10 protein-coding genes are annotated in these 12,277 nt (G+C 73.3%); 8 read left to right on the top strand and 2 right to left on the bottom strand.

Annotation, left to right across the window (positions count from 1 at the left end):
- Positions 1-120: 120 nt before the first annotated feature.
- Both H291_RS0115425 and H291_RS30340 read right to left on the bottom strand, forming a co-directional pair.
- Positions 121-1,272 carry a substrate-binding domain-containing protein gene (locus H291_RS0115425; protein WP_020015906.1) on the bottom strand — a complete coding sequence of 384 codons (1,152 nt, stop codon included), beginning with the start codon at positions 1,270-1,272 and terminating at the stop codon, positions 121-123.
- A complete protein-coding gene (locus H291_RS30340; protein WP_020015907.1) occupies positions 1,269-3,197 on the bottom strand; it encodes a heparinase II/III family protein in 1,929 nt (642 codons plus the stop codon). Before H291_RS30340 ends, H291_RS0115425 begins: the two co-directional genes overlap by 4 nt.
- A gap of 172 nt (positions 3,198-3,369) precedes the next feature.
- Between H291_RS30340 and H291_RS0115435 the strand changes: the two genes are divergently transcribed.
- The 8 genes from H291_RS0115435 to H291_RS0115470 all read left to right on the top strand — a co-directional run bounded on the left by H291_RS0115435 (position 3,370) and on the right by H291_RS0115470 (position 12,175).
- Positions 3,370-4,392 (top strand): hydroxyacid dehydrogenase, encoded by a 1,023-nt coding sequence (locus H291_RS0115435; protein ID WP_232216084.1) that lies wholly within the window; start codon positions 3,370-3,372, stop codon positions 4,390-4,392.
- Entirely contained in the window at positions 4,389-6,314 is a 1,926-nt protein-coding gene (locus H291_RS30345) for a DUF2264 domain-containing protein (protein WP_020015909.1), read from the top strand. The genes H291_RS0115435 and H291_RS30345 overlap by 4 nt, the downstream gene beginning before the upstream one ends.
- Before the next feature lie 68 nt (positions 6,315-6,382).
- Positions 6,383-7,678 (top strand): ABC transporter substrate-binding protein, encoded by a 1,296-nt coding sequence (locus tag H291_RS0115445; protein WP_020015910.1) that lies wholly within the window; start codon positions 6,383-6,385, stop codon positions 7,676-7,678.
- Positions 7,679-7,771: 93 nt separating this feature from the next.
- A complete protein-coding gene (locus H291_RS0115450) occupies positions 7,772-8,725 on the top strand; it encodes a carbohydrate ABC transporter permease (protein ID WP_020015911.1) in 954 nt (317 codons plus the stop codon).
- Positions 8,725-9,564 (top strand): carbohydrate ABC transporter permease, encoded by an 840-nt coding sequence (locus H291_RS0115455; RefSeq protein ID WP_020015912.1) that lies wholly within the window; start codon positions 8,725-8,727, stop codon positions 9,562-9,564. Before H291_RS0115450 ends, H291_RS0115455 begins: the two co-directional genes overlap by 1 nt.
- Positions 9,565-9,569: 5 nt before the next feature.
- Positions 9,570-10,310 (top strand): hypothetical protein, encoded by a 741-nt coding sequence (locus tag H291_RS0115460; RefSeq protein WP_020015913.1) that lies wholly within the window; start codon positions 9,570-9,572, stop codon positions 10,308-10,310.
- 168 nt (positions 10,311-10,478) lie between these two features.
- Complete coding sequence (locus tag H291_RS0115465) at positions 10,479-11,111, top strand: RNA polymerase sigma factor (protein WP_198012510.1); 633 nt, start codon at positions 10,479-10,481, stop codon at positions 11,109-11,111.
- Positions 11,108-12,175 carry a CU044_5270 family protein gene (locus tag H291_RS0115470; protein WP_020015915.1) on the top strand — a complete coding sequence of 356 codons (1,068 nt, stop codon included), beginning with the start codon at positions 11,108-11,110 and terminating at the stop codon, positions 12,173-12,175. The genes H291_RS0115465 and H291_RS0115470 overlap by 4 nt, the downstream gene beginning before the upstream one ends.
- The last annotated feature ends 102 nt before the right edge of the window (positions 12,176-12,277 follow it).

Genomic DNA, 12,277 nt, shown 5'->3' on the forward strand with positions numbered 1-12,277 from the left:
CACCTGTGCGTCCGAGGAGGTAACGGAGACGGAGCAGTGCTACGTCTCCGTTACCCACCCCGCGGAGTGAGGTTCTCCCCGAGGCCCGAGGCCCGCGATCTTGCCGGGGCGTGGTCGGGGTCAGTCGCCGCTCGACGCGCGCACGATCAGCCGGGAGCTCAGCTCGATCCGGTGCACCGGGCGGTCGGCGTCCGCGAGCCGACGCGTCAGCAGCTCCACCGCGGCCGCGCCGATCGCGGCCTTGGGCGGGCTCACCGCGGTGAGCGGCGGGTCGGCCAGGGCGGCCACCTCGTCGTCGTAGGCGACCACCGCCAGGTCCGCGGGCACCCGCATGCCGCGTTCCCGCGCGAGCTCCACCAGCGAGATCGCCTCCCGGTCGGAGTGCACCAGGACCGCCGTCACGCCCGTCTCCGTGCACTCGTCCAGCACGGCCGCGGCGTCGGTGGCCCACGCCGCGCCGGCCAGCGGATCGGTCTCCAGGTCGAGCACCACGTCGAACTCCAGGTCCGCCGCCGCCGCGAGGAAGCCGCGGCGGACGGCCGCCGAGTGCGGGCTGGTCCGCGACGTCACCAGGCCCACGCGCTTGTGTCCCCGCTCCGCGATGTGCCGGGCGGCCGTGCCCGAGCCGAGCGCGTGGTCGGTCGCCACGGACTCCAGCGGCTCGCGGTAGGGCCCGCCCACCAGGCGCCGCTCCATCAGCACCACCGGCAGGTCCAGGCCCGCGAGCCAGTCGGCCAGGTCTGTGGCGTCCGGGCCGTCGACGGGCGGGGCCACCAGCAGGCCGTCGACCCCGGGGCCGCCGTCGTCGCTGACGAGCGCCGCGAGCTGGTGCCGGATCTGGTCCGCGTCGTACGACCCGCCCCGCAGGATCAGCCGCGCCGTGTCGTGCGCGGCGGCCCGCGCGCCGCGGATCACCTCGGGCCAGTAGTAGTCCAGCGAGGGCACGACCATGCCGATGGTCGGCCGCTCGTCGTCGCCCGCGAACATGCCCTCCGGCAGGGGGACGCCGGTGCTCGCCCCGGTGCGGGCGCCCAGGCCGCCGCCGCTCCCGGAGCCGCCGTTGGTGCCGGTGCCGCGCGCCGGGATGCGGGCGCCCCCGTGCACCTTCTCCAGCGTGCCCTCGGCCACGAGCAGCGCGAGGTCGCGCCGCACGGTCACGGGGGTCACACCGAGCACGCGCGACAGGTCGCTCACCCGCGCCGAGCCCGTCTCCCGCACCCGTGCGATCAGGCGTGCCCGACGCTCGCTCGGGAGCGGCGCTTCCTGCGTCATGCGACCTCCTGCGATCCCGACCCGGTGGGTCTCATGGTTACCCGGAACTGGCCCGACGGCGCCTCTGCGCGCGCCGTGAGCCGCAACCGGTTCAGGTGTTCACCCCATACGGCGGTCAGCTCCGGGTCGTCCAGCGCACGCACGTCGACCGCGGCGTCGACGGCCTGAGGATCCCACGTGATCGCGAGTGCGCGGCGAGCCGGGGCGTCGTCCGGGGCGAACCTGACGACCGCGCGGCCAGGCGTGAGCTCGACGTCGCCCGCGAGCATCCAGTGCCACGCCGTCGGCGCGACGGGTTCGACGGACCTGGCCGGGACCGCGTCCGGGGCCGCGTCCGTGAACCGCCAGGAGTCCTCGACCGTCACGGCCTCGACGGCCGGGTCCAGCGTCACCTCGCGCCACCACTGCTCCAGCCCGGCGACGGGATACGCGCCGGCCAGCTCGACCCGCGCCCGCCAGCCCGCGGGCGGCTCGGTGTCGGTGCCGGCACCGACGCCAGCCACGGCTACGCCGTCCGACACCTCGAAGGCGCTCGCGGCGAACTCCGGGCCCGGGGCCTGCTCCACGCCGCGCACCCGCGGGACGTTGTGCCAGTCGCCGCGCACCACCCACAGGTCGTACCGGTCGGGGCCGAAGGTGCCGGCGCGGTAGGTGGGCTTGCCGGCGTCGACCACGACGGGCACGCCGTCGAGGGCCACGATCACCGAGCCGACGTCCACGTGGTTGTGGTTCTCGTCGTTGTGCCCGCCCTTGACCGACACGGCGAGCCCGCGTGTCGAGCCCGGTGCGGTGCGCGCGACGGCGATCCCGGTCGCCGGGAACGTGGCCCGGCCCACCAGCGGCGGCGCGGTGGCCGGGGCGTCCACCCAGGACCCGGACAGCAGGCCGACCGCGCGGGGCAGGGAGGCGCGCTCGTCGAACAGCCCGCCGGGCTGCCCGCGGTACGACGCCGCGTGCTGCGCCGCCGCCGCGTCGCCCACCCGCTGCGCCCACGTGTGCACGACGTTCCAGGGCCAGGTCGCGAGCGGCCGCGCGGCGCCGTCGGCCACGTTGACGTACCAGCTGCCGCCCAGGTGCATGGCGTGCGGGAAGGCCAGGGTCGCGCGGATGCGGTCCAGCGCCTCGGGCGCGGGGTCGGTGCCCGCGAACGTCAGCAGGTCCTGCGCCTCCAGCGCGCGGGCCGCGCCGTGCCACCAGTAGTGGTAGCCCTCGTCCACCCCGCCGTCGGCGGGCAGGGAGGCCCAGTACGCGGCGATGCCCTCCGCCACGAGCGCGGTGGTGGCCGCGCGGCGGTCGGGGTCGTCCTCCAGTGCGAGGTTGGCGGCGAGCACGTTGCCCTGGATCCAGGGGCTCCAGTTCATGATCGGGTGGTCGACGCCGAGCCACCACCAGTCCCGCCGGTCGGTGAACGGGCGCAGCACCCGGGCCTGCGTCTCGTGCCGGACGCGCCAGCGCACGCCGGGCGCGCGCTCGTCGAGGGCCGGGCCGAGCAGGTGGTCGATCCACGCGAGCTGCGCCGCGACCTCCCCCGCGCCGAGGTCGAGGTGGGGCTCGGTCACGGTGGGCGTGACGCGGCCGAACCGCTCGAACGTGTCGTCGTGCGAGGCCCAGCACCAGCTCGACTGCTCGCAGAGCAGCAGCACGCCGTCGACCACCTCGTCGACCAGGCCGTGACGCGGGTCGACGAGCGCCGCGAGCGTGGCTCGGGTCAGCCGTGCCTGCCGGGCGGCGACCTGCGCCTCGTAGACCGTGCGGTCGCCGTCGCGGAAGAACCGGGCGTAGTGCGAGGCGAGCGGCTGCGGCCACGGGGTGCCGCGCTCGGCATCCGCCCTGGCGAGCGTGGGTGCGAGGGCGCTCACCACGTGCCCGGCGGCCCAGTGGTCCCGGGCCGACACGTCGGGCGCGGGCAGCGACGCTGCTGTCATGTTCGTATCTCCAATGATCGAAAATGATCGTATAGGAACTCTTCGCCGAGCGCCAGGGCTTGCCAACGGCCGGTCTGGTGGGCTTCAATGGGCCATCGTCCGATCGTAGGTGATCGGAATTGTTCGCCTGAACGGTCAGGTGGACGCGGACTCGATGGAGAGGAGCGCGGTGGTGCGGCGACCTGAAGCCCTGCTCGTCATGGACGATCGGGCACTGCGAATGCAGTTCGGCCCGGACGAGGACTCCCGGCTGCGTGCGATCGCGAGTCTCGGTGAGACCGCTCGGGTGACCTCCTACGACACGCCCGAGGCCAAGGCCCGGCTGGCCGACGTCGAGGTGCTCGTCACCTCGTGGGGCGCGCCCCGGCTCACCTCCGAGGTCCTCGAGCTCGCGCCCAACCTGCGCGCGGTCGTGCACTGCGCGGGCTCGGTCCGGTCGCTCGTGTCCGACGCGGTCTGGGACCGGGGGCTGCTGGTGACCAACGCCGTGGCCGAGAACGCGCTGCCGGTCGCGGAGTTCACGGTGGCCGCGATCCTGATGGCGGGCAAGAAGGCGCCGTTCCTCGCGAACATCGCCCGCAAGCGCCGCGACGACTGGTCCTACCTGGACGAGCACGGCGACCTGTCCAACCGGGACCGCGTGGTCGGCATCGTCGGCTTCTCCCGGACCGGCCGCCAGGTCGTGGCGCGCCTGACCGTGCCGGGCTCCGGTCCCGAGACACGCGAGATCCTCGTGGCGGACCCGTTCGCGGACGCGGCCGCCGTGGCCGACGCCGGCGCGCGGCTGGTGCCGCTCGACGAGCTGCTGGCGGCGTCCGACATCGTCTCCCTGCACGCCCCGGAACTGCCCTCGACGCGCAACCTGATCGGTGCTCGCGAGCTTGCCCTGCTGTCCGACGGCGCCACGCTGATCAACACCGCGCGCGGCACCGTGGTCGACACCGCGGCGCTGGAGCGCGAGTGCTCCACGGGCCGCATCTACGCGATGCTCGACGTCACCGAGCCGGAGCCGCTGCCGGCGTCGTCCGTGCTGTACGACCTGCCCAACGTCATGATCACACCGCACATCGCCGGGTCGCTCGGCACGGAGGCGCGCCGCATGACGGCGGCCGCGCTCGACGAGCTGGAGCGCTACGCCCGGGGCGAGTCGTCCCGCAGCGCCGTGACCCGCGAGGACATGGAGTTCGTCGCATGACCGACCACACAGCTTCCTTCCGTCCGTCCGGCGCAGGGGCGTCCGGCCCCGAGGCCCGGGCCTGGCTGACCGGCTACGCCGACCGGCTGCTCGCCGCCGTCGAGCCCTACGCGTCGTCGACCGGCTCGCTCATCACGCTGCCGGGCACGCCCGGCGGCTACGGCACCGCCGTCGACGGGCTCGAGGGCTTCGCGCGCACGTTCCTGCTGGCCGGCTTCCGGCTCGCGGGCGAGGACGGCGCGGACCCGACCGGCCTCGCCGAGCGGTACGCGGCAGGGCTGACCGCGGGCGCCGACCCCGCGCACCCCGAGCGGTGGGTCCGGCCGGACGAGCACAGCCAGGCCAAGGTCGAGGCGGCCTCGCTGGCCCTGATCCTCGACCTGACGCGCCCCTGGATCTGGGACCGCCTGGCGCCGTCGGCCCAGGAGCACCTGGTCGACTACCTCGCCTCGGTCGTGGGCGACGAGGGCTACCCGGACAACAACTGGGTCTGGTTCCGCATCGTCGTGGAGACCTTCCTGCGTTCGGTCGGCGGCCCGTTCTCCGCCGACGACGTCGCGCGCGACCTCGCGGCGCACGACCGGTTCGTCCGGCCCGGCGGCTGGTTCGCCGACGGCCCCGAGCGCAGCTTCGACCACTACACGGGCTGGGCGCTGCACCTCTACTCGGCCATGTGGGCGCGGATGACCGGCGCGGCCGAGGTCGCGCAGGCCGCGGGCGACGACCTGGCCACCCGCTCGGCGTCGGACCGCGAGCACCTCGCGCGGTACCTGGACGACGCGCTGGCGCTGGTCGGCGCCGACGGCTCCCCGCTGCTGCAGGGCCGCAGCCTCACCTACCGCTTCGCGGCCGCCGCCCCGTTCTGGGCCGGCGCCGTGTCGGGCGTGGGCCGGCCGGGCCAGCTCCGGGAGGCGGCGACCCGCATCGTGCGGCACTTCGCCGACCACGACGTGCCGGGCGACGACGGCCTCCTGACCCTCGGCTGGCACCAGCCGTGGCGTCCACTCGCGCAGCGGTACAGCGGCACCGGCTCGCCGTACTGGGCCAGCAAGGGGCTGCTCGGCCTGGCCCTGCCCGCCTCGCACGAGGTGTGGACGGCGGCGCCGGAGCCGCTCCCGGTCGACGTCGGCGACGTGCTCACCGTCGCGGCCGCACCCGGCTGGGCGATCAGCGCCACGCGCGACGACGGCATCGTGCGCGTGATCAACCACGGCACGGACCACGCGCTGCCCGGGTCCGGCGGCGGCGACTCGCCGCTGTACGCACGCCTCGGCTACTCGACGGCGGCGTCCCCGCTCCTGGACCGCGACGCGTGGCTCTCGCCGGTGGACCAGTCGGTGGTGCTGCTCGACGTCGCCGACCGCGCCACCCACCGCGCGGGCTTCGAGCGGCTCCCGCTGCCCGAGCCCGTCGAGACCCCCGCCGCCGTCCTCGCCTCGGTCGCCGACGCGCACTGGCTGGAGGAGGACCGCTCCGCGCCCGACCACGGGTCCGGGCGGCCGGGTACGGCGACGACGGCCGGGCGGGTCACCACCGTGTCGATCGTCCGCGGCGCCTGGGAGGTCCGGCTGGTGCGGGTCGCGGACGGGCTCGACGCCCGGGCGACGGCGCTCCGGATCGGCGGCTGGGCCGCCGGCCCGGGCCTCGGCTCGACCCTGGTGCCGCTGCTCGGCGACATCGCCCCGCTCAGCGGATCGACCGTCGACGACGACGCCACGCCTCTCGCGGGACCGAGCACCACCCCCTGGCTGCGGTACGCCCCGGTGCCGGAGGGCTGGACCGCCGTCGGCGTCCACCTCGGGCGCGCCGCCGGCGACCCGCAGGACCCGGCGCCGCCCGCGGCGCCGCACCTCGAACTCACCGGCGACCAGGCCCTCGTGACCTGGCCCGACGGCGAACGGACCACGGCAACTCTGCCCTGATCACCCATGCGCACCGATGGTTCTCACCGGGGCGCCGCAGGACCGAATTCACTCGAAGGAGAGTTGGAATGAACCGCAAGATCATGAGCGCGCTCGGCATCGCCGCCGCCGCGTCGCTGGCCCTGACGGGGTGCGGCGGACAGGACGAGCCCGCGGACGCCGACGGCCCGGTCACCATCAGCCTGGCCGGCTGGGACTTCGCGTCCACGCCGGAGTTCCAGACGCTCGCGGACGCCTATCACGAGGCCAACCCCGACGTCACCGTGGAGCTCAAGGAGTACCCCGCGGGCGACGACTACGACACGGCGCTGACGGCCGACCTGGCCGCGGGTGCCGCGCCGGACGTCTTCATCGTGAAGAACCTGAAGAACTACATCACGTTCCAGGAGGGCGGCACGCTGCTCGACATCTCGGACGTGGCGGGCGAGCTCGACCCGGCGACGGGTGGCCTGGAGCCGATGGCGGTCGACGGCAAGACCTTCGCGGTGCCCTACCGCCAGGACTCGTGGCTGCTCTACTACAACAAGGCGCTCTTCGAGAAGGCCGGCGTCGACCTGCCCGACGGCTCCTGGACCTGGGACGACTACGCCGACGCCGCCGAGCAGCTCACCGAGGGCATCGGCGAGAAGGAGGTCACGGGCACCTACCTGCACAGCTGGCAGTCCACCGTGCAGGGCTTCGCCCTCTCGCAGACGCCGGGCGCGTCGCTCGACGGCGGCGACTTCTCGTTCCTGGCCCCGTACTACGAGCGCGAGCTCGCGCTGCAGGACGCCGGCGCGCAGCCGTCGTTCGCGACCGTGACCACGAACGAGCTGGCCTACCAGTCGCAGTTCGGCACCCAGAAGGCAGCGATGCTCCCGATGGGCTCCTGGTACATCGGCACGCTGGTGGCGGAGCAGGAGTCGGGCGCCGCGGACACCTTCGAGTGGGGCATCGCGCCGATCCCGCAGCTCGACGAGTCCACGACCGGCACCGAGAACACCCCGCTGACGTTCGGTGACCCGACCACGATGGGCATCAGCTCGAACATCGACGAGTCCAAGATCGAGACCGCCAAGGACTTCCTGCGGTTCGCCGCCGGCCCCGAGGGTGCCGCCGCGCTCGCCGAGATCGGCATCACGCCGGCCCTGATCGACGACGCCGTGGCCGACGCGATCTTCGGGCTCGAGGGCGTGCCGCAGGACGAGCTGTCGCGGTTCGCCTACACCACGCACGACACCCTCCCCGAGAACCCGGTGGGCCAGAAGACGGCCGCCATCCAGACGATCCTGGGCGAGACCCACTCGGCGATCATGTCCGAGTCCACCCCGGTGGACGAGGCGATCACCGAGGCCGAGGAGCGCGTCGCCAACGAGGTCGGCTGACCTCGACCGACTCGCGCGCCCGGGCTCGGCCGCACCTCGCGCCGAGCCCGGGCGCGCCCCCGGACCACCACGCTTCCCAAGGAGACGAACCCCATGACGACACCGGTCGTCGGCGAAGAGCGCACCCTCGGGTTCGCGCAGCCCGACACCCGGCCACCGCTCCGGACCCCGCGCACCTCGCTCAAGGTCCGTAACGCGCTGGTCGGCTGGACGTTCATCCTGCCGAACTTCCTCGGCTTCGCGGTGCTCACCCTCGCGCCGGTGCTCACGCTGTTCTACATCTCCCTGACCAGCTGGAACATCTTCGGCGCCGCCCAGTGGGTGGGCCTCGACAACTTCACGCGCCTGGTGGGGGACAAGAGCTTCCACACCGCGCTCGGCAACACCTTCTACTACGCCGCGCTGCACATCCCGATCACCATCGTGGCGTCCCTGGGCCTCGCGCTGCTGCTGAACCAGAAGCTGCGCGGCGCGGCGTTCTTCCGCACGGTCGCGTTCTTCCCGTACATCACGTCGATCGTCGCGGTCGCCGTCGTGTGGAACATGCTGTTCAGCCCCGAGTACGGCCCGATCAACCAGTTCCTGAGCCTGTTCATCGGCGGCGAGATGCCCGGCTGGACGGTCTCCAAGGACTGGGCGATGCCCGCCGTGATCATCGTCGGCACGTGGAAGGACATGGGCTACTACATGCTCCTGTTCCTCGCCGGCCTGCAGACCGTGCCCGGTGAGCTGCACGAGGCCGCCCGGATCGACGGCGCCGGTGCCTGGCAGCGGTTCTGGAACGTCACGCTGCCGTGCCTGCGGCCCACGATGTTCTTCGTGACGGTCATGGTCACGATCCAGAGCTTCAAGGTCTTCGACCTGATCCTCGTCATGACCGACGGCGGCCCGGGCCAGGCGACCCTCGTGCTCAGCCAGTACATCTACCAGAAGGGCTTCGAGCAGTTCGAGTTCGGCTACGCCTCGGCCGTCGCCGTCGTCCTGTTCTTCATCTGCATCACCGTGACCGTGGTGCAGTTCCTGTACAACAAGCGGAAGGAAGCGTGATGGCCGCCCGTCCGTCCGCCCTCCGGAGGTCCGGCCGGGTGCTGCTCTACGTGGTGATGATCCTCGCCGCGGCGGGCATCATGCTCCCGTTCGCCTGGATGGTGATCTCGTCGCTGAAGATGAACAACCAGGTGTTCACGGCGCCGGTGCAGTGGATCCCGGACCCCGTCCAGTGGCGCAACTACCTCGACATCTGGGTCAAGGCCGACATGGTCACGTGGGTGCGCAACACCCTCGTCCTGTCCGTCGCGGTGACGGTGCTGCAGGTCCTGACCGGCAGCTTCGCCGCCTACGGGTTCGCCAAGATGCGCTTCCCGGGCCGCGAGCCGCTGTTCCTGCTGTACATCGGCACCATCGCGGTGCCCTGGCAGTCGTACATGATCCCGCAGTTCCAGATGCTCTCGAGCTGGGGCCTGAACAACACCCTGTGGGCGATCATGCTGCTCCAGGCGTTCGGCGCCTTCGGCGTGTTCCTCATGAAGCAGTACTACGAGTCCATCCCCGACTCCCTGTCGGAGGCCGCGCGCCTGGACGGGCTGTCCGAGTACGGGATCTGGTGGCGCATCATCATGCCGCTGTCGGTGCCGGCCCTGGCGTCGCTGACGATCATCACGTTCGTCTCGACCTGGAACGACTACCTCGGGCCCCTGATCTACCTGCGTGACCGCGAGCTGTGGACCATCCAGATCGGCCTGCAGTCGTTCATCGGCGAGTACAACGCCGAGCACGCGCTGATCATGACGGGCTCCGTGCTGTCGGTCCTGCCGATCGCGCTGATCTTCCTGCTCGGCCAGCGGTACTTCGTCGAGGGCGTCGCGACGACGGGCGTGAAGGGGTGAGTGCCGTGGGCACGAACCTGGCGGCCGGCGTGGGCCCGACGGCGGCCGCGGCTCCCGCGGCCGCCGCCGGCCCCCGGCGCCGCCGGTTGCTGATCGGCCCCGAGACCTACGAGCTGGTGTTCGGCACGGTCTACACGGGTCTGATGACCAACCTGCTGCTCGCGGTCGCGTGCCTGCCGCTGGTGGTGCTGCTCGTCGCGACCGACCTCGCGTCGACCTGGCCGCTCGCGGCCCTGACGGCGCCGCTGCTCGGCCCGGCCCTGATCGCGTCGTTCTCGGTGTTCGCCGCCTTCAGCGCGGACGGGTCGACGACGGTGGTCCGCACCTTCGCCGGCGCCTGGCGCCGGCACCTGCGGCGCGGGCTGGCGCTGGGTGCGCTCGCGGCGGGCGCCGTCGTCGTGGCGGTCGTGGACGTGGCCTTCTTCTGGGGCCGGACGGCGGGGGCCGTCGCGATCCCCGTGCTGGTGACGCTCGCCGTCGTGGCGGTGCTCACCGGCCTCCTCGCCCTCGCGGCGGTGCCCGAGATGCCGGACGCCCGCCTGCGCGACGTCCTGCTCGCCGCCCTGGTGCTCGGCGTGCGGCGCTGGTACCTCTCGGCCGGCGCGCTGGTCGTGCTCGGCCTGCTGGTGAGCCTCGTGGCGACCCGTCCGGCGGTAGGCCTGGGCTTCGCGGCGGCCCCGCTCCTCTTCGCGACCTGGGGCGTGGCCCGCTACATCCTCCGCCCGGCCGCCACGCCTCCCACCTGACGGCGTTGACCACAGCACTTTCTGCCAGCCGGGAGCCCCGGCTGGCAGAAAATGCTGTGGTCAACGAGCAGAAGGCCCCGTCGTCGTGAACCCGATCCGTGCTTCGTGCGGATACAGGGGTGACAGTGGTTCCGACGGTCTGGGAGGCATGATGCGAACGAACGACTCGTGGGACGGCGCGGCGCCATGACGGCGCCCGCCGAGCTGGAGGTGCCCGACGCCGCGGGCCGGGCGAGCCGCTCCGACGCGCAGGTCATCGCGTCGTCGTTGCACCAGCCGGAGGACTTCGCGGCCGTCTACGGCCGGCACGCGAGGTCCGTCCACCGGTATGCGTACCGCCGGGTCGGACCCGAGCACGCCGAGGACGTGGTGGCCGAGACGTTCGTGGTGGCGTTCCGCCGCCGAGCGTCCTACGACCTGGCCAGGCCCGACGCCCGGCCCTGGCTGCTCGGCATCGCGACGAACGAGATCGCCCGGTTCCGCCGGGCCGAGGCGACGCGGTACCGCGCGATGGCACGCGTCGCGCCCGTCCGTCCTGAGGACGATCCGGCCGACCGCGCGACGTCGGACGTCGCCGCGCGCTCCGCCGGGCGTGCGCTCGGCGAGGCGCTCGGTGGTCTCCGGCCCGACGACCGGGACGTGCTGCTGCTCTGGGCGTGGGGCGAGCTCACCTACGAGGAGATCGCGACCACCCTCGACATCAAGAAGGGCACGGTGCGGTCTCGCCTGCACCGGGCGCGCAAGCTGATCCGCGCGGCGCTGCCGGGCGGGCTCCGGGACGTAGTGGAGGACGGGCGATGAGGACGAGCACCGAGTGGACGGGCCAGGAGCCCGCCGGGGTCGAGCTGGATGCGCTGCGCGCGACGGGTGCCCTGCTGGACCCGTCGGCGGCGGAGGCAGAGGCCGCGTTCGCCGCGGGCCGGGTGCGGTGGGCCGAGGAGCTGCAGCACGCCGCCGCGGAGGAGCGGCCGTCGCCGTCGGCCGATCAGCCGGACGGCACGTGGCCGCCGGCCCGCCCGCGGGCCGTGCGCGGGCGGCGCGGCCGTCGGCCGGGTCTGCGGGTGGCGGTCGGGCTGGGCGTCGCGGCGTCCGTGGTGGGCGGGGCGTTCTTCGCGCCCACCGCGACGCTGACGCTGCCGTGGGACGACGACGCCGCCGTGGCGCCGCCGGGCTCGGCGTCGGCGGCGGAGGTGCTGCGGTCCGCAGCGGCCCGTGTCGTCACCGGCGCCGACGGGTCCTGGGACCAGGTCCGGGGCGACCAGTTCGTGTATTACAGCAGCACGGGCAGCAGCAGGTACGAGGTGATCGGTGGGAGCACCACCGAGGAGCCTGCGGAGTACCGCGGCTGGTTCTCGGTCGACGGGACCCGGGACGGCCGGGCCACGGCGACGAACGCCACGGGGGACCCGCTCGACGAGCGGCTGTTCACCTGTGCCGACGGCGGGATCGAGCGGGCCCGTGCGGCGGGCACCGACTGCAGCTCGGAGCCCGGGATCGACCTTGACGCGCCCACCGACGTCGACGGGATGTACGACTACCTGCGGGATGGCGGCGACGGCTCGGCGCGGCTGATGTTCATCAGGGCGAACGACCTGTTGCTGACCCTGACGCCGGAGGCCCGGGCTGCGGTCTTCGGGGCGCTCAGCCGGGTCGACGGGCTGACGGTGACACCCGGGGTCGTCGACGCGGCGGGCCGCCCAGGCATCGCCGTCGGCGCCGAGATCGACGGGTACCGGCAGGACCTGATCTTCGACCCGGAGACGCGGGATCTGCTCGGTGGGGCCAGCGTCTACCCCGACGGCATGGCGGACGGGTACGCGGTCACCGGCTGGACCGTCGTGGACGAGGTGGGCCAGACATCGTGATGCCAGGACCCTGAGCCGGGCCGGTCTCACCACTCACCTTCGAGGCCCGGGTTTCTCCGCTTTGAGCAGGGCTCAAAGCGGAGAAACCCGGGCCTCGAAGTG

This window comes from Promicromonospora sukumoe 327MFSha3.1 (assembly GCF_000385135.1).
In the GTDB taxonomy this organism is placed as follows: domain Bacteria; phylum Actinomycetota; class Actinomycetes; order Actinomycetales; family Cellulomonadaceae; genus Promicromonospora; species Promicromonospora sukumoe_B.

Coding starts and splice junctions, on each gene's coding strand:
- H291_RS0115425 (WP_020015906.1), bottom strand. CDS start 1,272: ATGACGCAGGAAGCGCCGCTCCCGAGCGAGCGTCGGGCACGCCTGATC.
- H291_RS30340 (WP_020015907.1), bottom strand. CDS start 3,197: ATGACAGCAGCGTCGCTGCCCGCGCCCGACGTGTCGGCCCGGGACCAC.
- H291_RS30345 (WP_020015909.1), top strand. CDS start 4,389: ATGACCGACCACACAGCTTCCTTCCGTCCGTCCGGCGCAGGGGCGTCC.
- H291_RS0115445 (WP_020015910.1), top strand. CDS start 6,383: ATGAACCGCAAGATCATGAGCGCGCTCGGCATCGCCGCCGCCGCGTCG.
- H291_RS0115450 (WP_020015911.1), top strand. CDS start 7,772: ATGACGACACCGGTCGTCGGCGAAGAGCGCACCCTCGGGTTCGCGCAG.
- H291_RS0115455 (WP_020015912.1), top strand. CDS start 8,725: ATGGCCGCCCGTCCGTCCGCCCTCCGGAGGTCCGGCCGGGTGCTGCTC.
- H291_RS0115470 (WP_020015915.1), top strand. CDS start 11,108: ATGAGGACGAGCACCGAGTGGACGGGCCAGGAGCCCGCCGGGGTCGAG.